15 protein-coding genes are annotated in these 20,521 nt (G+C 68.3%); 6 read left to right on the top strand and 9 right to left on the bottom strand.

Annotation, left to right across the window (positions count from 1 at the left end; all coding sequences use genetic code 11):
• Positions 1-96: 96 nt before the first annotated feature.
• Complete coding sequence (locus ACFFJK_RS12810) at positions 97-1,104, top strand: SrkA family protein kinase (RefSeq protein ID WP_379679584.1); 1,008 nt, start codon at positions 97-99, stop codon at positions 1,102-1,104.
• A 142-nt stretch (positions 1,105-1,246) separates the two neighbouring features.
• Positions 1,247-3,601: a coiled-coil domain-containing protein gene (locus ACFFJK_RS12805; protein ID WP_379679583.1), complete on the top strand. Its 2,355-nt coding sequence runs from the start codon at positions 1,247-1,249 to the stop codon at positions 3,599-3,601.
• Between the two features lie 94 nt (positions 3,602-3,695).
• On the opposite strand, the gene ACFFJK_RS12800 is transcribed toward ACFFJK_RS12805, so the two are convergent.
• On the bottom strand, positions 3,696-4,112 hold the full coding sequence (locus tag ACFFJK_RS12800; protein WP_379679582.1) for a DUF8785 domain-containing protein: 417 nt from the start codon (positions 4,110-4,112) through the stop codon (positions 3,696-3,698).
• Positions 4,113-4,243: 131 nt separating this feature from the next.
• Positions 4,244-5,296 carry a DUF475 domain-containing protein gene (locus ACFFJK_RS12795; protein WP_379679581.1) on the bottom strand — a complete coding sequence of 351 codons (1,053 nt, stop codon included), beginning with the start codon at positions 5,294-5,296 and terminating at the stop codon, positions 4,244-4,246.
• Positions 5,297-5,430: 134 nt separating this feature from the next.
• Between ACFFJK_RS12795 and ACFFJK_RS12790 the strand changes: the two genes are divergently transcribed.
• From ACFFJK_RS12790 to ACFFJK_RS12780, 3 genes are all read left to right on the top strand, one after another.
• Complete coding sequence (locus ACFFJK_RS12790) at positions 5,431-5,847, top strand: divergent PAP2 family protein (protein WP_379679580.1); 417 nt, start codon at positions 5,431-5,433, stop codon at positions 5,845-5,847.
• Positions 5,848-6,095: 248 nt separating this feature from the next.
• Positions 6,096-7,271, top strand: coding sequence for an efflux RND transporter periplasmic adaptor subunit (locus ACFFJK_RS12785; protein ID WP_379679579.1), 1,176 nt, complete (start codon positions 6,096-6,098; stop codon positions 7,269-7,271).
• Positions 7,272-7,301: 30 nt separating this feature from the next.
• Positions 7,302-10,508: an efflux RND transporter permease subunit gene (locus ACFFJK_RS12780; protein WP_379679578.1), complete on the top strand. Its 3,207-nt coding sequence runs from the start codon at positions 7,302-7,304 to the stop codon at positions 10,506-10,508.
• Between the two features lie 382 nt (positions 10,509-10,890).
• Here ACFFJK_RS12780 and ACFFJK_RS12775 read toward each other — a convergent pair whose 3' ends face one another.
• From ACFFJK_RS12775 to ACFFJK_RS12760, 4 genes are all read right to left on the bottom strand, one after another.
• Positions 10,891-11,361, bottom strand: a complete 471-nt coding sequence (locus ACFFJK_RS12775; protein WP_379679576.1) for a hypothetical protein — start codon at positions 11,359-11,361, stop codon at positions 10,891-10,893.
• 260 nt (positions 11,362-11,621) lie between these two features.
• A complete protein-coding gene (locus ACFFJK_RS12770) occupies positions 11,622-12,611 on the bottom strand; it encodes an NAD(P)H-hydrate dehydratase (protein WP_379679575.1) in 990 nt (329 codons plus the stop codon).
• Positions 12,612-12,621: 10 nt separating this feature from the next.
• Positions 12,622-13,383, bottom strand: a complete 762-nt coding sequence (locus tag ACFFJK_RS12765; protein ID WP_379679573.1) for a histidine phosphatase family protein — start codon at positions 13,381-13,383, stop codon at positions 12,622-12,624.
• A gap of 178 nt (positions 13,384-13,561) precedes the next feature.
• A complete protein-coding gene (locus ACFFJK_RS12760) occupies positions 13,562-14,962 on the bottom strand; it encodes an L-cystine transporter (RefSeq protein WP_379679571.1) in 1,401 nt (466 codons plus the stop codon).
• A gap of 264 nt (positions 14,963-15,226) precedes the next feature.
• On the opposite strand from ACFFJK_RS12760, the gene ACFFJK_RS12755 reads away from it, so the two are divergent.
• Positions 15,227-16,936 carry a methyl-accepting chemotaxis protein gene (locus ACFFJK_RS12755; RefSeq protein WP_379679570.1) on the top strand — a complete coding sequence of 570 codons (1,710 nt, stop codon included), beginning with the start codon at positions 15,227-15,229 and terminating at the stop codon, positions 16,934-16,936.
• 37 nt (positions 16,937-16,973) lie between these two features.
• Here the strand turns inward: ACFFJK_RS12755 and ACFFJK_RS12750 are convergent, their stop codons facing one another.
• Genes ACFFJK_RS12750 through ACFFJK_RS12740 form a run of 3 tightly spaced genes read right to left on the bottom strand, consistent with a single transcriptional unit; the run spans position 16,974 to position 20,505 of the window.
• Entirely contained in the window at positions 16,974-18,341 is a 1,368-nt protein-coding gene (locus tag ACFFJK_RS12750) for a DUF3526 domain-containing protein (protein WP_379679568.1), read from the bottom strand.
• Positions 18,338-19,774, bottom strand: coding sequence for an ABC transporter permease (locus ACFFJK_RS12745; RefSeq protein WP_379679567.1), 1,437 nt, complete (start codon positions 19,772-19,774; stop codon positions 18,338-18,340). The genes ACFFJK_RS12750 and ACFFJK_RS12745 overlap by 4 nt, the downstream gene beginning before the upstream one ends.
• Entirely contained in the window at positions 19,771-20,505 is a 735-nt protein-coding gene (locus ACFFJK_RS12740; protein WP_379679566.1) for an ABC transporter ATP-binding protein, read from the bottom strand. The genes ACFFJK_RS12745 and ACFFJK_RS12740 overlap by 4 nt, the downstream gene beginning before the upstream one ends.
• Positions 20,506-20,521 lie beyond the last annotated feature (16 nt).

The following is a 20,521-nucleotide window of genomic DNA, read 5'->3' as shown; positions in this document are numbered from 1 at the left end:
TGCGGCTGGGCAGGAGCCGCGCGGGCAACGGCGCAACGGCGGTGCGAATCCGGTCGGCCCGAGGACGGAACGCGGCGCGGCGCTTACAATGGGCGGATGGATCACACGTCTTCCCAAGCAAATAGCCAGGCCCATCCGTTCTCCCGCCTCGACCCGCAAGCCGTGCTGGAGGCCGTCGAGAGCGTCGGCCTGTACGGCGACGGGCGCCTGCTGGCGCTCAACAGCTATGAAAACCGCGTCTACCAGGTCGGCCTGGAAGAGGGCGCGCCCGTCGTCGTCAAGTTCTACCGGCCGGGACGCTGGAGCGATGCGGCCATCCTCGAGGAGCATGCCTTCACGGCCGAGCTGGCGGAAGCGGAAGTGCCGGTGGTGCCGGCCAGTGTCATCGACGGCCGCACCTTGCACGAACACGGCGGCTACCGCTTCGCCGTGTTCCCGCGCCGTGGCGGGCGCGCTCCCGAGCTGGGCGACCCGGCGACGCTGGAATGGATCGGCCGTTTCATCGGACGCATCCATGCCGTGGGCGCCGCGCAACCCTTCCTCGCGCGGCCGGAAATCAATCCGCAGACCTTCGGGCGCGATCCCTTCGACTGGCTGCGCACGCACGGCTTCGTCCCGCCCGAACTGGCTGCGACCTGGGCCAGCGTGGTCGAGCAGGCACTTGGCGGCGTGGCGCGCTGCTACGAGCGCGCCGGCGACTTGCCCCTGCTGCGCCTGCACGGCGACTGCCACGGCGGCAACGTCCTCTGGACCCCCGATGGCCCGCACTTCGTCGACTTCGACGACAGCCGCATGGGGCCGGCCGTGCAGGACCTGTGGATGCTGCTGTCGGGCGAGCGCCACGAGATGGTGGGGCAAATGGCCGACGTGCTGGCCGGCTACGAGGATTTCTGCGAATTCCACCCGCGCCAGCTCTACCTGGTCGAAGCCCTGCGCACGCTGCGGCTGATCCATTATGCAAGCTGGCTGGCGATGCGCTGGGACGACCCGGCTTTCCCGGCGGCCTTCCCATGGTTCAATACCCAGCGTTACTGGCAGGACCGCATCCTCGAACTGCGCGAGCAGGTGGCGCTGATGGACGAGCCGCCGCTGTGGCCGGTCTAGCACGGCCGGCGCAGGCGGCGATCTCGACCCCGGGCGGCGCCGGGAATTGGGTGCGTTTTGCCGTCCAGTTCGGCGTGACACGTGTGGACGATTTACCGGATAATCGGCTGGACGCAGCCTGCGTCCGCCACTGAGAACGACCATGGAACCCATCAAGCCCGAGTCCGACGATACCGATTTCACGATCGACCTGTCCCATGCCGGCAGCATTGTGCCGCAGGGACTGGGCGCACCCGGACCTGCGCCGGACGCGCCTTCCGGACGCGGGCCGATGGACATGCGCGAGATCCAGGAAGCCATCGCCCGGGTCGAGGCCGAAGCCAAGGCCAACGTGGCGGCGGAAAGCCGGGCCCACGCGGAAGCGCGGGCCCGCTCGCTGGCCGACGAACGCGCCGCGCTGGATGCGCAGGCCACCGCGGCGGCGCTGGCCAGTGCCCAGGCATCGGAGGAGGCGATCGCGGCCAACCGCGAACGGCTGGAGTCGCTGCGCGCGGCCGCCCAGGCGTCGAACGAGCGGCTGGAAGCGATCCGCCAGGAAACCGCCGAGCTGCGCGCCCGCGTGCAGCACGAAACCGAAACCCGGATGGCTGCCGAAGCGCGCGCCCGCAGCGAGGAAGAGGCCCGCCGCCGCGCCGCCGCCCAGGTGCAGGCCCAGGCCGAGATGGCGGCCCAGGCGGCGCAAGCGGCCGAGGAACTGCTGGCGCAGACCGAGCAGGCGCGCCTGCAGGCGGTCGAGCGGATGGCCGCGGTGGAGGCGGCCAAGGAAGAAGTGCTGCACAACGCCAGCGCCGATGCGCGCGTGGCGATCCTGGCGCGCGAGCGCGAGCGGGCCGAGCGCGCCGCCCGCCAGACCGCCGAGAAGCTGGCCGAGGCCGAGGCCGAGGCGCTGGAACTGGCCCTGCAGCGCGAGCGCGCCGACCAGGTGGCGCTGTCCTCGGCGTTCTCCCGTGCCGCGGCCGAGGCGCGCGCGCTGGAGGAAGCCCGCGCGCTGGCCCACATCGAACAGGAGCGCGAAGCGATCGCGCTGGCGCAGGCCGAATCCGAGCGCGTGGTCGCCCAGTCGCTGCGCATGCGCCTGCAGACCGAGAAGGAACTGCGCGACGCCGCCACCCACCGCGAGCGCCTGGAGCAGATGGCCGTGTCCGCCGCCGAAGCGCGGCGCGAGGCCGAGACCCGCATCCTGGCGGCGACCGAGGCGCGCATCGAGGCTGACCGCAAGCTGCGCGACGTGGCCGAGCAGCGCGCGCAGGCCGAGGAAGCGGCAAGCCAGCAGGCCCAGGCGCGGCTGGAGGCCGAAGCGCATGCCGCCGCCCAGGCGCGCGAGCGTGCCGCGGCCGACGAGGCGGCGGCGCAGGCAAGCCGGCGCCAGGCGGACGAAGAGCAGCGCGAACGTGTTCTCCTGGAAGAGCGCGCGGCCCTGGTGCAGGCCGAAGCCGATGCCCGCGCCGCCGGGAACGCCGCGCAGGAAGCGGCGCTGGCGGCGGCACGCGAGCAGGCGCAGGTGCAGGAACAGGCTGCGGAAGCGGCGCGCCGCCGTGCCGGGGAGGCCGCGCGCCTGCTGCAGGCCGAGCGCGAGCGGGTGCTGGCCGAAGAGGCGGCCCTGGCGCGCGAACAGGAGCGGGTGGAAGCCGAACGCGCGCTGGCCCGGGCGGCCGAGGCGCGTGCCCAGGCGGCGCAGGACGCCAGCAGGCAATTGCATGAGCAGGCCGAGGCCGAGCGCCGTGCCGAAGCCGCGCAGCGTGCCATGCTCGACGCGCAGGCAGCCCAGGCGCGTGCCGCGGTCGAGGAAGCCGAGCATGCCGGGGCGGCTGCGATGGCCCGGCAGGAGCAGGCGCGCCGCGCGGCCGAGCTGGCGGCGGCGCAGGCGGAACGCGCGGCGGTGGAGCAACAGCAGCTGGAAACGACGCAAGCCGCGCTTGCCGCCGAACGCGCCGCCACCCTGGCCGCGCGCGAATCGCTGGCGCTGGCCGAGCGCAAGCTGGCCGCGCAGCGCCAGCAGGCCGAGGCCGACGCGCGCGCCAACGAGGCGGCGGCTGCGCGGCTGGCGTCCGAGCAGGCCGCGGCCCAGGCGGCCCTGGCGCGCGCCGCGGCGGAAGAGGAGCAGGCCAGGCTCGCCGGCGCGCGCGAGGCGGCCGAACAGGATGCCCTGCGGGCGGCGGTCGAGAAGCGCGATGCGCAGCGCGCGCTCATCGAGAATGCCCAGCGCCATGCCGAAATGCAGCGCAAGGCGGCCGACACGACGCAGCGCATGGCCGAGGCGCGCAGGCAGCTGGCCGAGCTGGAAACGCAGCGCCACGAGGATCAGTCGGCCGAGCTGGCCGCCCTCGATCGCGCCATCGGCGAGCGCAAGGCCGAGGCCGAGCACCGGGTGGCTTCGGTGAACATCACGCGCGAAGTGCTGGGACGGTTCAAGCAGGTGCCGCCGGCCTCGGCCTCGCAGGCGGCGACCAGGCTGGCGGAGGTGATCCTGAATCAGCGCAAGAACGAGGGGGAGTAGGGCAGGGCGGTGTGACCGCCCGGCGAAGGCCGGGATCCCATGTTGCTTGATATGCTGCGCATATTATTAGTGCTTAACTAATACGTCAGGCGTATCACTGCGCCGCCGGCGCATTGCTCGGCGCCACCGGATTCACCGGACCGGTGCTCGCCTTGGTCGCGAAATACTCGGTCTCCCCGAAGCACGAGGTCGGGATCCCCACATGCTGCTCGTACGAGATCTGCACCCGCTGGCCCATCGCATTCTGCAGCTGCTGCACGACGGCGTCGTCGCGCACGGTGAAGGCGAAGCGCTCGGGAATCGCGCCCGGCATGCTCGACAGCAGGAGCTCGCCTTCCCAGGTCTTGCACAGCCAGCCCTTCTTCGAGAACTTCTGCAGGTAGCCGGCGCGCTCGCCTTCCGAGTACGACCACGTGAGCGTGAACCAGGTGTACAGCGCGAACAGCACGAGCACGGCGGCGACGGCGGACAGGATGAGGGCGGTGGCGCGTTGTTTCGGGGCGTTGGGCATGGCGGTTCAGTCGTTGGAATAGAAGGTTGTCAGGATGGCAGCATGGCGCGGCCGCGCCCATTCTGCCACGGCTGGGCGGAATAGCAAAATGGCAGGCGCGGGTTCATGCTCCGCGCGCATGCGGCGTGGCCTCATGCGGCGTGTTCGGCCAGCCCTTCGCGCTCCATGCGCCGCCGGTAGCGCACCGAGGACCACAGGGACACCAGGATGAACGCCAGTCCCGACAGCCCGGTGAACCATTCCGGAATGTGATAGTGGACGCCGATGAACATGATCAGCGCCAGGATGCCGATCGCATAGTGCGCGCCGTGTTCGAGGTAGACGAATTGCTCGAGCGTGCCCTTGTAGACCAGGAACACGGTCATCGAGCGCACGAACATGGCGCCGATGGCCAGGCCGAGCATGATGATGACGATGTCGTTGGTGATGGCGAAAGCCCCGATCACGCCGTCGAAGCTGAACGAGGCGTCCAGCACCTCCAGGTAAAGGAAGCCGCCGATGCTGCCCTGCGAGATCATCTTGCCGACCACCGGGTCTTCTTCCTCGTGCTCGAGCAGGCCGCTGAGCCACTGCACGCCGATATAGATGAGCACGCCTGTGACGCCGGCGATCAGCACCGCCAGTTTGCGCTCGGGCGGCATCAGGTACATGGCGCCGCAGACCGCCAACAGGGTCAGCAGGATGGCCAGGCCCTCGGTGCCGTACTTGCCGACCTTTTCCTCGACCCAGCCGAGCCAGTGCAGCTTCTTTTCCTCGTCGAACAGGAAGTTCAGGAAAACCAGCATCAGGAAGGCGCCGCCGAAGGCCGCCACCTCGGCGTGCTTTTCGGTGAGATGGCGCGAGTATTCCTTCGGGTTGTCGATGCCCATGTGCCAGACCTCGACCAGGCCCAGCCCGGTGGCTGCCGACACGATCACGAGCGGAAACAGCAGGCGCATGCCGAACACGGCCACCAGGATGCCCACCGTCAGGAAGAGCTTGCGCCAGAATTCGTTCCAGCCGCGCAGGACCGAGGCGTTGACGACCGCGTTGTCGAAAGAAAGCGACACTTCGAGCACGCCGAGGATCGCGGTGATCCACAGGGCCTGCAGCATGCCGGCGATGCCGCGGTGCTCGTAGCCCCACCAGCCGGCGAGTCCCATGAGGATGACCGTGACCGCGATCGACAACCGGAAATGCCGCATGACGTCCCCTTGGGCGTATTGACTCGTTGGTCGAATATTACCGCCGCGGACCCGGCGGCGGCGCATCGGAGGTCGCCGGGCGACTCGGCTAATGAGATAATTCCGCCCGGCATTTACCTACTCTGAGCGAACCCATGGATTTCATCTACCTCGTAACACCTGTGCTGACCTGGATGGTGGTCGGTCCGATCAAATTCCTGATCACCAGCGCGCGCCAGCGCCGCTGGGCCTTCAACCTGGTGGGCAACGGCGGCTTCCCCAGCAACCACAGTTCCGTCGTCACCAGCATGGCCACCCTGATCGCCCTGCGCGAAGGGATGGACCACCCGGCCTTCGGTGTTGCGGTGACGCTCGCCTTCATCGTGATGATCGATGCCAACAGCCTGCGCCAGCACGTGGGGCGCCAGGCGGCGGCAATCAACAAGCTGGCGTGCGACACCGTGGGCCACGTCGTCCTGCGCGAGCGCATGGGCCACACCCTGGTGGAGATCACGGGCGGCATCGCCACCGGCATCGGCATGGGCTTCCTGATCAACGCGCTCCTCGGTTGACCGGGGGCCAACGACGGGCGGGCGGACAGGCGGACGTCCGCCCGTCCGCAGTGGTCTCCAAGAAACCTTGCGTTTCAGTCCGCCTGGAATGCAGCTCGTCGCCAAATATCGCATTTCATCCCTCGATTTCGGCAGTACGCAGAGTCGTCGCTTGCGGTTGGTAGGGCACTACTCGATACTGCGCGCTGGCTGTCTATATCCGCGTTTTTACAAGAACACATACTGAGTCCATTCTCTGGAGAACAACAATGCTGCGCAAAACACTACTCGTCCTTGCCATCGCCTCGGCGCTCGCCGCCTGCGGCAAGCAGTCCCAGGAGCCTGCCAAGCCGGGTGCCGAGGGATCGACTCAGGCTGGCGCCAAGGTCGATCCGCAGGACAAGCGTCCGTCGCAGCTGCAGGTCGCATCGGAAGACGTGCTGACCATCCAGAGCGACACCCTGTCGAGCGGCCCGGTCGTCACCGGTTCGATCCAGCCCGAGCGCAAGGCCGACCTGCGCGCCGAGGTCTCGGCGGTGGTGCTGCAGGTCCTGAAGGAAAACGGCGAGCCGGTCAAGCGCGGCGACGTGCTGGTGCGCCTCGATGAAACCGCGATCCGCGACACCGTGGCCTCCGCCGACGAAGCCGTGCGCGCCGCCAGCCAGGCGCTCGACCAGGCCAACCGCCAGCTCGAGCGCATGAAGACCCTGCGCGCCTCGGGCATGACCTCGGCCGTGGGCCTGGACGAGGCCGAAGTGCGCCGCAACAGCGCCCAGAGCGAGCTGTCGGCCGCCAGGAGCCGCGCCGCCACCGCGCGCCAGCAGCTCAACCGCACCGTGGTGCGTGCGCCGTTCGACGGCATCGTCTCCGAGCGCAAGGTCTCGGCGGGCGATACCGCCAACATCGGCAAGGAACTGGTCAAGGTCATCGACCCGAACAGCATGCGCTTCGAAGGCCGCGTCTCGGCCGATTCGATCGCCACCGTCAAGGTCGGGCAGAAGGTCAACTTCCGCGTCAACGGCTACGGCGAGCAGCAGTTCGCCGGCACCGTCAAGCGCATCGACCCGGCCGCCAACGCCATCACCCGCCAGGTCGAGGTGCTGGTGGCGTTCGCCGACAACGCCCAGCCGCGCGTGGCCGGCCTGTACGCCGAAGGCCGCATCGACGCCCTGAGCACGAACGCCCTGATGCTGCCGGAAGCGGCGCTGGTCAAGGCCGGCGACAGCGCCTTCACCTGGCGCATCAAGGACAAGACCCTGAACAAGGTCCCGCTGGTGGTCGGCGCGCGCGATCCGCGCACCGGCAACGTGGAGGTCAAGCAGGGCCTGGTCGCCGGCGACATCGTGCTGCGCGCCCCGACTTCGAACCTGAAGGACGGCCAGAAGGTCGTGATGCCGACCGCACTGGTGGCAAGCGCCGGCGGCGCGCCAGTCCAGGGCAAATAAGGCATACGGGAAAAATAAGGAAAACAACAAATGTTCCTCTCCAATTTCAGCGTCAAGCGGCCGGTCGCCACCATCGTCATCATCGTGGCGATGATGTGCATCGGCCTGCTCGCCCTGTCCAAGCTCAAGGTCAACCAGAACCCGGACGTCGAGCGCCCGGCACTCACCCTCGACGTCCCGTATCCGGGCGCTTCTCCCGAGACCGTCGAACGCGAGATCACCAACCGCCTGGAAAAGCAGCTGCTGGCGATCCAGGGCGTCACCAAGATCCATTCCAATTCGTATGAAGGCGGCGTGTCGATCTGGATGGAATTCGACTTCGGCCGCAACGTCATCGAGGCCTCGGACGACGTGCGCAACGCGATCGCCTCGGTGCGCTACAAGCTGCCGGTCGAGATGCGCGAGCCGGTCCTGCGCCGCTTCGACATGAGCGCCGAGCCGGTGATGCACCTGGCGCTGTCCTCCAGCACGCAGTCGCATGCCGAGATCTCGCGCTATGCCGAAGACGTACTGGCCGACAAGTTCCGTGCCATCGAGGGTGTGTCGACCGTGAACGTGAGCGGCGCGCTGCGCCGCGAACTGTCGGTCTTGCTGCGCGCCGAGAAACTGCGTGAGTACAACGTCTCGGTGTCGGACGTCACCAACGCCCTGCGCACCCAGAACACCAACGCCCCGGTCGGCAAGCTGCGCAGCGAGCTCGACGAGAAGGGCATCCGCCTGGTCGGCCGCATCGAGCGTCCCGAGGATTTCTCGCAGATCGTGGTCAAGCGTAACGGCGACCGGATCGTGCGCCTGAACGAAGTGGCCGAGATCAAGGACGGCTTTGCCGACATCAACAGCCTGTCGATCCGCAGCGGCAACCCGAACGTCGGCCTGCAGATTTCCCGTGCGCGCGATGCCTCGACCGTCGCCCTGGCCAAGCGGGTGCACGAGGTGGTCGCCGAAGCCAACAAGGAAATGCCGCAAGGCACCAAGGTGGAAGTGACCCGTGACGGCGGCGAAGACGCGCAGAGCAGCCTGAACAACGTGATCGAGGCCCTGGTGCTGGGCGCGATCCTGACCATCTTCGTGGTGTATGCCTTCCTCAATTCCTGGCGGTCGACCCTGATTACCGCGCTGTCGCTGCCGACTTCGGTGCTGGCGGCCTTCATCGCGGTCTGGCTGTGCGGCTTCACGCTGAACTTCATGACCCTGCTGGGCCTGTCGCTGGCGATCGGCGTGCTGATCGACGACGCGATCGTGGTGCGGGAAAACATCGTGCGCCACCTCGAAATGGGTTCGGACCGCCGTACCGCCGCGCTGGAAGGCACGGCCGAGATCGGCCTGGCCGTGGCCGCGACCACCTTCTCGATCATGGCCGTGTTCGTGCCGGTGGCCTTCATGCCGGGCGTGTCCGGCGAGTGGTTCCGTCCATTCGCGCTCACCGTGACCTGCTCGGTGATCGTCTCGCTCCTGATCTCGTTCACGCTCGACCCGATGCTGTCGGCCTACTGGGGCGACCCGCCGGACCACGCCCATGCGCCGAAGAAGGGCCTGAGCCGCGTACTGCAGCGCTTCAATGCCTGGTTCGACCGCCAGGCCGACCGCTACGGCAACGTGATCGCCTGGGCGCTGCACCATCGCAGGTGGATGGGCGTGATCGCCGTCCTCAGCTTCGTCAGCGCCATCGGCCTGCACATCGCTTTCGGCGGCTCGAGCTTCCTGCCGAAGGCCGACCACGGCACCGTCATGGTCGAGGTCCGCACCCCGGCGTCGTCGAGCCTGGAATACGCACGCCGCAAGGTGGAGGCGGCGGCCGAGATCGCCCGTTCGATCCCGGAAACCAAGGACACCAACAGCAACGTCAACCTGAGCGGCGGCCGGGTCTGGATCGACATCGGCAAGCGCAGCCAGCGCGATCGCAGCGCCTACGAGATCGGCGCCGAGCTGCGCGCCAAGATCGCCCCCCTGGTGGGCGCCGAGTACACCGTCATCGACGACCTGAGCGGCGGCGGCAAGCCGGTCCAGGTCGAGTTCACCGGCCCGGATTCGCGCAAGCTGATGGAGCTGACCTCCGCCTACATGGAGAAGCTGCGCCAGGTCCCGGGCGCCGTCGACGTCACCCTGTCGGAGCAGGATCCGAAGAACGAACTGCAGATCGTGCTTGACCGCGGCCTGGCCAACGCCATGGGCATCTCGATCAACGACGCCGCCCAGGCGCTGCGCGTGGCCTTTGCCGGCATCGAGGTGGGCGACTGGGTCGACCCGACCAGCGAGACCCGCGACGTCGCCGTACGCCTGCATCCGGACGACCGCGTCAACACCGAGAGCATCGAGCGCCTGCCGATCGCGGTGGCCGGCACCGGCATGATGGTGCCGCTCGAGCAGATCGCCACCATCACCATGGGCAAGGGCCCGGCCGGCATCCGCCACAAGAATGGCGAGCGCCTGATCACCGTCTCGGCCAACGCCCAGGGCCGCTCGCCGGGCGAGGTGACGGCCGACGCCATGAAACTGGCCAGGACCTTCGACTTCCCGCCGGGCTATGGCCTGGCGCTGGGCGGCCAGGGCGAAGACCAGCAGGAACTGTTCAGGGAGATGATGATCGCGCTGTTCTCGGGCATCCTGCTGATGTACCTGATCCTGGTGATGCAGTTCGGCTCGTTCACGGCGCCGCTGGGCGTGATGCTGTCGCTGCCGCTGTCCCTGATCGGCGTGGTGCTGGCCCTGCTCCTGACCAATAACACGCTCAACCTGATGAGCATGATCGGCGTACTCATGCTGATGGGCCTGGTGGCTAAGAATGCGATCCTGCTGATCGACGCCGCCCGTGCCCTGGAGAAGGAAGGCATGGACCGCGAGGAGGCACTGATGCAGGCCGGCCGCAAGCGCCTGCGCCCGATCCTGATGACGACTTTCGCGCTGATCGCGGGTATGTTCCCGGTGGCGATGGCGTTCGGCGATGCCGGCCAGTTCTACCAGCCGCTGGCCATCGCGATCATCGGCGGCGTGATCACCTCGACGGTGCTGACGCTGCTGGTCGTGCCGAGCTTCTACGACAGCATCGAGATCGCCCGCGACCGCATGTTCGCGAAGTTCAACCGCCGCGCGGAGCGCTACCACGTGCTGCCAGCCTTCTTCGTGACCTTTGTCGAGGCGATCCTGACGCTGACCTTCGTGCGACTGGTATACCGCGTGATCCTGTTCATTGGACGTTTCCTCTTTGGCCGCGACCGCGGTACCGCGCAGCCAGCCTGACGAGTGAAGCGGCGGCCAGCCGCCTTGTGCACTGCCCGGAGGGCCAGCGTGAGCTGGCCCTCTTTTTTTTCAGGCAGGCTCCTGCCTCGGCAGGGATGCCGGCAGGCCGCATACGAGGGAGCAGGGGCGTTCTGGATAACGAGGGCGCACCGAATAAACGCAGCGCGCAAACAGGCGCTCAGTGCAAAGGGGACTGGACGGGGAGGGCTTGGGGAAAGGAAGCACGCGGCGACTGCCGCGGGCGACACGATACATCATGGCCAGCCCTGCCGGGCTGGCGATCGACGATGCGGGTGCTGCAGCACGAAGCCGGCTTCCGGCCAGGACCGGAAGTCCCGGAGCCCGCACCGCGGGCCCCGTTCGTTGCCTGGCGGATAACGGATCAGCCGCCGCTGCTGCTGCCGGTGCCGGTGCCGGTGGTGCCGGTCGAGCCCGAGGTGCCCGAGGTACCGGTGCCGGTGCCAGTGCCAGTGCCGGTGTCGGTGCCGGTGCCGGTGGTACCCATCGAACCCGAGGTGCCCGAGGTGCCGGTGCCAGTGGTGCCGGTCGCGCCAGTGCCGGTGGTGCCGGTGCCCATGTCGCCGGTGGTGCCGGTTGCGCCGGTACCGGTTGCGCCGGTGCCCATGTCGCCGGTGGTGCCGGTGGTGCCGGTTGCGCCGGTGCCGGTTGCGCCGGTGCCGGTGTCACCCGTGGTGCCGGTGGCGCCCGAGGTGCTGCTTGGCGTGGTGGCCGACGTGTCGCCCGTGGTGGTGCCAGCGTCGGTTGCCGGTTCGTTCTTGCGGCAAGCGCCCAGCAGGGAAGCCAGGATGGCAGCGGTCAGCAGGATTTTTGGTGCTTTGGTCATTGCTTTCATTGTTTACACTCCTCGTTCACGTCTATCTTGTGCCGTTATCTCCAGGTGAGGCCATGGAGGCAAGGGCGCCAGGTTAGGTCCTCCGAGGGTTCGGGAACCCAGCAGTGGAACCATCAGGGAACCGACGCAATACGCGGCCCCGGTCAGTGCACGAATCCGACTGTACAAATTGGACCGGCAGCCAGGCTGCCAGTTCGCCGGAAAGCACACCTTCGTACGTCGTTCCGCGTCGTGCTGCGGAACGTGTTGGAAACCAGGTGTCACACACCCATTCCCCAACCCACCGGCGTCTGCTGCCGGATGGTTTCGGCGTCGCCGGCATGTGCGCCTGCGACCTGTTCCAGCAACGCGGGAATTTCCTGTGAAATCTCCCGCGCCAGATATCCAAGCGTGCCCATGCGTTCTGCAAGGCGTTCCCCGGCGCGCGCATGCAGCGCCACGCCCCAGCAGCTCGCCTGCTGCAGCGACGCGCCACGCGCCGCCAGCCCGGCGATGATGCCGGCCAGGACGTCCCCGGAACCGGAGATGGCCAGGCCCACATTGCCGCCTTCATGTTGATACAACGTTCCATCCGGCGTTGCGATGACAGTGCGCGCACCTTTTAATGCGACCACGGCATTCCACGTATACGCGGCGTCCAGGGCCTGCGGATCGGGCTGGGCAACGATGTCGTCCTTGGCGATGCCGGTCAGGTGTGCCATCTCGCCGGCATGCGGCGTCAGGACCACCGGGCGCTCGAAGCGCCAGGGCTGGCCGGCCGGCGGATACCGCAGCGCGCCCATGGCACAGGCGTCGAGCACGACGGCCGTGCCGGCGGCATCGAAGCGCGGCAGCAGGGCATGCACCAGTCGCGCGGTGGCCGGTTCGTCGCGCATGCCGGGCCCGAGCAGGACCGCGTCCACCCGCTCGGCAAGCGGGTCGAGGCTGGCCACCGCATCGAGGCTGAAACCGTCGCTGGCGTGCTCGGGCAAGCCGATGACGCGCGCTTCGGGCATGGCCAGGGCGACCAGCTGGGCCACGCTCTGCCCGGTGGCGATGGTCAGCTTGCCGGCGCCGGCGCGCAGCGCGGCGGTGGCCGCCAGGATGATTGCGCCCGGCATCTCGCTCGAACCGCCGACCACCAGTACGTGGCCGCGGATTTCCTTGTCGCCCTCGACGGCCGGCATCGGCACGGGCCAGCTGCGCAGCAGGGCTGTGTCGATGTCATGCACGGCAGTGGCACGTAAGGGCGTGTCGAGGAGCGTTTCCATGGCGGTGGGTTCAGGCCTTCGGGGCGGAGGGGAGGTCTTTGCCCGCAGTGACAGGGGTGCCGCTCGCTTCGAGCGGCGCGACGAAATTCACGAGCCGCAGGGCCAGGTCGCCATGCTTCCCGAGGGCCGGGTCGAAACTGTAGGACGTGACCGAGCAGTTCGGCACGTCGCCGGCACGGTCGAAATCGAGAATGGTTTTTTCGTCGAGCCGCTCGAACAGGTAGCGGAAGCAGTTGACCGTCACCTGGTGCGCGACGATCAGCACGCGCTCGCGGCAGAACTCGCGCTCCAGGGTGTCGACCACGCTGCGCAGGCGCAGGATCACGTCGCACCAGCTTTCGCCGCCTGGCGGGCGGAAGTAGAACTTGCCGACGTGCTGGCGCTGCTCGTACAGCTCGGGGTGGTGGTGCGCGATGCCGTAGGTGGTGAGGCGGTCGAGGATGCCGAATTCCTTCTCGCGCAAGCGCTCGTCGGACTGCACGACGAGTGCGTCGCGGTCCAGGCGCTGCATCAGGATGTTGGCGGTCTCGGCGGCGCGCACGTAGGGCGAGTGCAGCACGACGGTCGGGCGCTGGTCCGGCGGCATGGCGGCGAACCAGGAGCCGAGCGCCTGCGACTGGCGCTCGCCCAGCTCGGACAGGGGCACGTCGACGTCGCGGTCGGCGATGTCGATGTGGTGCCCGGCGGAGGCTTCCGCCAGTTCACGCGCGACGTTGCCGGCGCTCTGTCCATGCCTGACCAGCCAGATTTCCTGCGGCCACTTTTGTTCCATTACCGACCCGTTGATGATATTGACATGGCGTCATCATAGACGGATTCGTCGGGCTGAACGCGCACGATTGCAGCCCTTCCGCACTGGCTTGCCGTCGCGTCGGAGCCCTCTTACAACGGGTGTTTACAACGCACTGACAGCGCCCGCCCTGTCCTGCCGGACGGCACAGGTCGTCTCGTCAGGCGACGCGTTCCTCGCTGTCCAGATTGATTTCCGCGTCGCTATGAAATACCCGCAGATCGGTCTGTCCGAGGAGGCGGCTGGTGACGGTGCCGGCAGTGATGGACCCGCTCACGTTGAGGGCGGTGCGGCCCATGTCGATCAGGGGTTCCACGGAGATCAGGAGGCCCGCCAGCGCCACCGGCAGGTCCATCGCCGACAGCACGATCAGGGCGGCGAAGGTGGCGCCGCCACCCACGCCGGCCACCCCGATCGAACCGAACGCGATGATCGCCAGCAACGGCAGCAGGAAGGAGGCCGTGAACGGGTCGATGCCGACGGTGGGCGCGATCATCACCGCGAGCATTGCCGGATAGATGCCGGCGCAGCCGTTCTGGCCGATGGTGGCGCCGAATGAGGCCGCGAAATTGGCGATGCCTTCCGGGGTGCCGAGGCGGGCCGTCTGGGTCGCCACGCTCATCGGAATGGCGCCCGCGCTGGTGCGCGAGGTGAAGGCGAAGGCCAGCACCGGGAAGATCTTGGCGACATAGCGCAGCGGGTTCAGGCCGCTGCCGGCGACCAGCAGCAGGTGCACGCCGAACATCAGCGCCAGCGCGCAGTAGGAGGCGGCTACGAAACTCGCCAGGCCGAGGATGTCCTGCAGGCTCGAACCGGCCACCATCTTCGTCATCAGTGCGAACACGCCGAAGGGCGTCAGGCGCAGCACCAGCGTCACTATGCGCATCACGATCACGTGCGCCACGTGGACGAACTCGCTGAAGGACTGGAACACTTCCGGCTTCTTGCCGGCAATGCCGGTGGCGGAGATGCCGATGAAGATCGAGAACACGACCACCGCAATGGTCGAGGTCTTGCGCGCACCGGTCATGTCGAGGAAGGGATTGGACGGGATGAAGGACAGGATCATGCCCGGGAGCGAAATGTCCTTTGCCGCAGCCAGGTTGCCTTGCAGGTATTCGCCGCGCGCCAGCTCGGCGCTCGATGCGCTCAAGCCGGCCGCGCTCAGGCCGAACAGCTTGGCCATCAGGATGCCGATCCCGGCCGCGACGATGGTCGTCAGGATCAGGATGCCGATCGTCAGCGTGCTGATGGTGCCGAGCGAGGCCGCATTGCGCAGCTTGAGGATGGCCTGCACGATCGACACCATGATCAGGGGGATGATGATCATCTGCAGCAGCTTCACGTAGCCGCTGCCGACCACGTCGAGCCAGGCGTTGGTTTCCGCGATCGTGGTCGAAGGCGTGCCATACACGGCCTGCAGGCCGGCGCCGAGCACGATGCCCAGTCCGAGGCCGGTGAAGACGCGCTTGGTGAAGGAAACGTGGCCGGCCTGCATGCGGTACAGCAGGACGCAGACCGCCAGCGCGAGCGCCAGGTTGATGAGAAGAGGGAAGTTCATTGGAGCCTTTAAGGCAGCGAGTGCGCTGCGGAAATCAATCGCAGCATTCTATAGGCAAACCACCATGGTTGTTGTCGACGGGGAAGGTGCTGCGTCCAAGGCGATGTTGTGCGTACCTGAAGCCAAAATACTATTTCTGTTGTGTAAGGACCACGTAAGCATTGCGCAAAATGTTACTTAAGTTCAATATGCGTGTCGCATAGTAATCATTTTCGTTAATTACAAGCGCTTTGCGCCGTTTTGCTGACATCATCAGAAAGCTCCATGCTCAAAAAACTCACTATCAAGTCACGCCTGGTCTTCGTCATTGCTTTCCTGGCCGCGGAGCTGGTCGCCGGCGCCGTCATCGGTCTCTACAGCCTGAGCCAGGCGAATGCCCAGCTCAAGGACATGTACGAGAACCGCCTGGTGGCCCAGGCCCATATCGACAAGGTCATGCAGCTGTTCGCCTGGAACCAGCTGCTCGTGGCGAAGGCCGCGAACGGCACCGACGCAGCGCAGCGCAGCGCCATGTTGACCGAGGTCGACAACAATATCGCCCTGGCGAGCGCGGAATGGAAGGCCTACGAGCAAACCGAGCTGACCCCCGAGGAGGAAACGCTGGTCGCCAGGTTCAACGAGGTGCGCCAGGTCTTCCTCGAGCGGGGCCTGCACCCGGCGATGGCGGCGGTACGGGCCGGCGACACTGCGCTGGCGGGCCAGGTGGTGGGGGGCGACATGGCGCGCCTGTCCCAGCCGGTGGTGGCCGTCGGCGGGCAACTGGTCGAGCTCCAGCAGCGCGTGGCGAAAGCCGAGTACGAAGCCTCCCAGGCGACGTATGAAAACGTGTTCATGGCCTGCGTGGCGGGCCTCGTGTTCGGCCTCTTGACGGCGGCCGTGGTCGGCGCGATGCTGGTGCGCGCCATCGTGCGCCCGATCGAGCGCGCGGTCGAGATCGCGGGCGCGGTTGCGGCAGGCGACCTGACCCAGAAGATCGAGGTCACCACCCAGGACGAGACCGGCCGCCTGTTGCAGGCGCTGAAGGACATGAACATGTCGCTGGTGCAGATCGTCACCCGCGTGCGCGGCGGCACCGACACCATCGCGACCGCCTCAGGCCAGATCGCAGCAGGCAATCTCGACCTTTCCAGCCGTACCGAGCAGCAGGCCGGCTCGCTGGAAGAGACGGCGTCGTCGATGGAAGAGCTGACCTCGACCGTCCGCCAGAACGCCGACAACGCGCGCCAGGCCAACGCACTGGCCGCCTCGGCGCAGCGGGTGGCGGGCAAGGGCGGCGAGGTGGTCGGGCAGGTGGTGCGCACGATGGGCGACATCAACAGTTCGGCGACGCGGATCGTGGACATCATCGCCGTCATCGATGGCATCGCGTTCCAGACCAATATCCTGGCGTTGAACGCCGCGGTGGAGGCCGCGCGTGCCGGCGAGCAGGGCCGCGGCTTCGCCGTCGTGGCCAGCGAGGTGCGCAACCTGGCGCAGCGAAGCGCGGCCGCCGCCAAGGAAATCAAGGTGCTGATCGACGATTCGGTCCAGAAGGTGCACCACGGTTCCGAGCTGGTCGACCAGGCCGGCGCGACGATGGCCGAGATCGTGGAGAGTGTCGGCCGCGTGACCGACATCATGGCCGAAATCACCGCGGCGAGCCAGGAGCAGACCGCGGGCATCGAGCAGATCAACGGCGCGGTGACCCAGATGGACCAGGTGACGCAGCAGAACGCGGCACTGGTCGAGGAGGCGTCGGCGGCGGCGCAGTCGCTGCGCGAAGAAGCGGCGGCGCTGGCCGAGGCGGTCGGCAGCTTCAGGCTGGAACAGCAGGCGATGCCGGCGCCGCGCGCCGAGGCAAGGGCCGTCCGCGGCGCCGCGCCGGCGGCCACGGCGCCCGTGCGGATCGGCACCCCTGTCGTACCAAGGGCGACGCCGCGCAGGCAAGCCCGGCCGGTGACGGCCGAGGCCACCGAAGGCTGGGACGAGTTCTGAGCCTGGCACGGCGGGCGGACACGCCGCCCGCCGCGTATCAACTCACCCTGTTCAGCCGGCGCATGCCGAGCACGCCTGCAAGCAGGGCCAGCAGCGCCAGCGCCGCCAGCGGCCCGGCCGGCAGGCTGCCTTCCGGCGTCACAGCCTCATAGGCCGGCATGCGTGCGAAGTCCGCGCGTCCGAACGGCTGCTCATTGAAGAAGTACGGATAGAAGAAGCGCCGCAGCTGCGTATGGAAGCCCCCGATGCGTTCCTGGTACGCCAGTTGCGCCTGCAGGTCGGTTGCCGCCAGCCGGTGCAGCAGCACCTGCACGTTGACCGACGCCAGCAGCAGCCCGGCACGCGCGGTCCAGTCCTCGCGCGCCCCCATGCTGGCACGGTATTGCGCGACCTGCGGGGCGACCGCCTCGTCGCCGGCCTGGTGCATCGCGTAATACCACTTCCAGTGAAAGCGCCCGGTGACCGGCGGCGTGTCCTTCCATTCCGGGTGGTTACGGAAGAATTTCTCGAAGGCGAGCGGCTTGGGCAGGTCCCAGCCGTTGTGCACTTCCTGGCGCTGGGCCAGGGCCAGCTCCACCCCTTTCGAGACCGGTACCGCGCGCGCGATCGCCGCATCGACGGCGGTCGGCACGATCATCGTCAGCCCGACCAGGCAGGCCAGCAGGATCGCGGCGCTGCCGGCCGAGCTGCGGGCGCGTCCCGCCACCCAGGCTGCAAGGCCGAACCAGAAGGCGAGGTAGAGCGTGGCCACCAGCGCTACCTGCCCCAGCGCGGCGGCGCCGGCGCCGGCGATCCCGACGCCCGCGGCCAGCGGCAGCAGCGCCGCCAGCCAGACCAGCGCGAAGCGCAGGCCGACGCGGCGGCGCCAGATGCCCCCCGTTCCCGTCGGCAGCGAGGACAACAGGCGCAGGCGGCCTGCCTCGCGCTCGCCCGTGACCAGGTCGTGCATCAGGGCGATCACGAACAGCGGCGCCAGGTAGACCAGCAGGAAGGCGAAGTCGAAGCGCCCGGCCATGGCCAGTTCCGGGTTGATCGTTTCCGATTCGTACAGCTGGGAATGCAGCCCGAGCAGGCGCACGCGCAGCGAGAACGGCTGCACGTCGCGCTGGCCGAAGGCGGCGAAGGCCAGCGGCGCGGGCGGGTTGGTGGTCAGGTGCGGGGTGGCGTAGGCGACCGAGCCGGCGTCGGCGCCGTCCGCGTATTTCTTGACGACCGAGGCCAGGTCGGCCTGGTGGCTGGCCGCGACCCGCTCCAGTGCGGCGCGCTGGGCGGCGACGGCCTGCAGGCCGCTCCACACCGACAGCGCCGACAGCAGGAGCAGCAGCACGACCGCGCCGGTTGCCAGGCGCGAGTGCAGCACGAGGCGAAGTTCAAGCAGCAGTGCAGGCAACAAGGGTTTCTTCATTTTCCAGTCCTTTCCAGGCGTTGCGCGACCCAGCGGGCGGACACGGCGAGCGCCGCCAGCCAGCCGCCCAGCAGGGCGAAGGCCGGCCAGGCGTGGCGTGGCGCCACCTCGGCGAACGGCGCCGGCGCGTAGCCGAAGCGGGGCGTGTCGTCCCAATGGTGCTTGCCGACGCGCTGGTCGCGGTCGTTCTGGTAGCGGATTTCCGTGGTGTGCAGGCGGTTGAGCGCCTGCACGAAGCGGTAGCGGTACTTCTCGCCCTCGAACAGGAAGCGGGTGTGGCTGTCCAGGTTGGTTCCGGCAAGCGCGGTCGACATCCGGCGCAGCGCGATCACCGGACTGGCCAGCGCGGCGCGATGGACGATGCCGCTTTGCGCCGTCTGCCGTTCGTAGTCGGCGCGCATGAATTCGTCGAACAGCTCGCTCGTCAGGCGCTCGCCTTCCTGCATCACCAGTCCGCCGTAGTTGACCGGCAGGTCCTCGATGCGCGCGACGCCGTACTTGGCCAGCACCTGCTGGCGGAAGCGGCTGAAATACGGGTCGTCCGGGTCGTGGCTGTCGCCCAGCGCCTTGAGGCGCTCGTGGATCGCGACCTCGGTCTCGATGCGGGTCGGCCGCTCGATGTCCATCGTCGCGAAGTCCGGCATCACGCGCGGCAGCAGGATGGCGGTGACGATCCAGCCGCCCACCAGCGCCAGCAGGGCGTCGCGCGCGCGCGGCAGCAGCGCCGACACCAGTACCGCCGCGACCGCCCATACCAGCAGGTAGAGCGCATAGCCGGCCAGTATCGCCAGCGCTTCGGCCGCCACCGCCCCGTGCAGCACGGCGATGGCGCCGAGGGCGACGAAGGCGGGCGAGGCCAGCAGCATGGCGATGGCCGCGTGCGCCGCCAGCTTGCCGGCCAGCAGGGTGGTGCCCTTGACGCCTTGCGTGAGCTGCAGGCGCAACTGGCCCCGTTCACGTTCGCGCGCCACGCTGCCGAAGGCGAGGAACACGATCAGCAGCGGCGTCAGCACCTGCAGCACGAAGGCCGGGGTCAGCTGGCCGAAGCGCAGCAGCACGGACGACTGGCCCGCATCGCTGAAATTCGCGCTGTTCTGGCGGTGACCTTCAAGGAACAGGGTATGCCCGGTGAACGGGTCGACGCCGAAGTCGAAGAAGGCGAGCGGGCTGAGCGGCCGGAACACGTAGTGGCCGTAATGGACCACGCGGTGCGGATGGCGGTCGGGCTGGCTGTGCCACTGCTCGTCGGCGCTGGCCTGGAAGCGGGCGCGCTCGGCGTTCACGGCGCGCACGCGCTCGTGGCTGACCAGGATCGCGGCCAGGGTCAGCGCCAGCATCAGGACGCCGGCCGCCACCGCCACCTGGTTGCGCAGCATGGCGCGCCACTCGGTGCGCGCGATGGCCGCGACCGTGCTGCGAAAGCGCGCCGTCATGCCGCCTCCCGCGCGCCGGCGTAGCGGCGGTACAGTTCGCGCACGTCGAAACGCTCGCCGCCGGCAGCGGCATACTCGTGCGCGATGTGACCATGGTCGAGGAAACCGATGCGGTCCGCCACCTCGGCCGCGCCCAGCAGGTCGTGCGTGACCATGAAGACGGCGGCGCCTTCGGCGCGCAGGCTTTGCAGGAGCGTGTTGAATTCCGTGGTGGCTTGCGGGTCGAGGCCGCTGGTCGGCTCGTCCAGCAGCAGGACCGGCACCGCCCGCGCCACGGCCAGCGCGATCGCCACCTTCTGGCGCATGCCTTTGGAGTAGCCGGACAGGCGGCGCCGCCAGGCCGATTCGTCCAGCCGCACCGCGCGCAAGGCGGCGGCGATCGATGCGTCGGTCCAGGCGGTGCCGGCCAGGCGCAGGAAGTACTCGATGTTCTCGCGCGCGTCGAGGTGCTCGTAGAGCGCGACGTTTTCCGGCACGTAGGCCAGTTGCGCGCGCGCCGCCAGCACGTCGGAGGCGACATCGATGCCGCAGACGCGCACCGCGCCGGCTTGGGGCCGGGTAAAGCCGAGGAAGGTGTTGAGCGTGGTCGACTTGCCGGCGCCGTTGCCGCCGAGCAGGGCGTAGATCTCGCCGCGCCGTACCTTGATGTTCAGGTCGCGCAGGACCGGGGTGCCGTGGTAGGCGACGCAGACGCCGGTCGCCTCGAGGGCCAGGGAAGAAGTGGTGGTCATGGTGTTCCTTTCGTAT

Source organism: Massilia consociata, from assembly GCF_042432755.1.
Classification (GTDB): Bacteria; Pseudomonadota; Gammaproteobacteria; order Burkholderiales; family Burkholderiaceae_D; genus Telluria; species Telluria consociata.
This window is presented reverse-complemented; position numbering and strand designations above follow the sequence as displayed.

Bases quoted from the DNA above. Each gene is read 5' to 3' on its own strand.
- ACFFJK_RS12765 (WP_379679573.1), bottom strand. From the start codon at position 13,383: ATGGAACAAAAGTGGCCGCAGGAAATCTGGCTGGTCAGGCATGGACAG.
- ACFFJK_RS12775 (WP_379679576.1), bottom strand. From the start codon at position 11,361: ATGAAAGCAATGACCAAAGCACCAAAAATCCTGCTGACCGCTGCCATC.
- ACFFJK_RS12760 (WP_379679571.1), bottom strand. From the start codon at position 14,962: ATGAACTTCCCTCTTCTCATCAACCTGGCGCTCGCGCTGGCGGTCTGC.
- ACFFJK_RS12800 (WP_379679582.1), bottom strand. From the start codon at position 4,112: ATGCCCAACGCCCCGAAACAACGCGCCACCGCCCTCATCCTGTCCGCC.
- ACFFJK_RS12750 (WP_379679568.1), bottom strand. From the start codon at position 18,341: ATGAAGAAACCCTTGTTGCCTGCACTGCTGCTTGAACTTCGCCTCGTG.
- ACFFJK_RS12785 (WP_379679579.1), top strand. From the start codon at position 6,096: ATGCTGCGCAAAACACTACTCGTCCTTGCCATCGCCTCGGCGCTCGCC.
- ACFFJK_RS12790 (WP_379679580.1), top strand. From the start codon at position 5,431: ATGGATTTCATCTACCTCGTAACACCTGTGCTGACCTGGATGGTGGTC.
- ACFFJK_RS12740 (WP_379679566.1), bottom strand. From the start codon at position 20,505: ATGACCACCACTTCTTCCCTGGCCCTCGAGGCGACCGGCGTCTGCGTC.
- ACFFJK_RS12780 (WP_379679578.1), top strand. From the start codon at position 7,302: ATGTTCCTCTCCAATTTCAGCGTCAAGCGGCCGGTCGCCACCATCGTC.
- ACFFJK_RS12745 (WP_379679567.1), bottom strand. From the start codon at position 19,774: ATGACGGCGCGCTTTCGCAGCACGGTCGCGGCCATCGCGCGCACCGAG.
- ACFFJK_RS12805 (WP_379679583.1), top strand. From the start codon at position 1,247: ATGGAACCCATCAAGCCCGAGTCCGACGATACCGATTTCACGATCGAC.
- ACFFJK_RS12810 (WP_379679584.1), top strand. From the start codon at position 97: ATGGATCACACGTCTTCCCAAGCAAATAGCCAGGCCCATCCGTTCTCC.
- ACFFJK_RS12795 (WP_379679581.1), bottom strand. From the start codon at position 5,296: ATGCGGCATTTCCGGTTGTCGATCGCGGTCACGGTCATCCTCATGGGA.
- ACFFJK_RS12755 (WP_379679570.1), top strand. From the start codon at position 15,227: ATGCTCAAAAAACTCACTATCAAGTCACGCCTGGTCTTCGTCATTGCT.
- ACFFJK_RS12770 (WP_379679575.1), bottom strand. From the start codon at position 12,611: ATGGAAACGCTCCTCGACACGCCCTTACGTGCCACTGCCGTGCATGAC.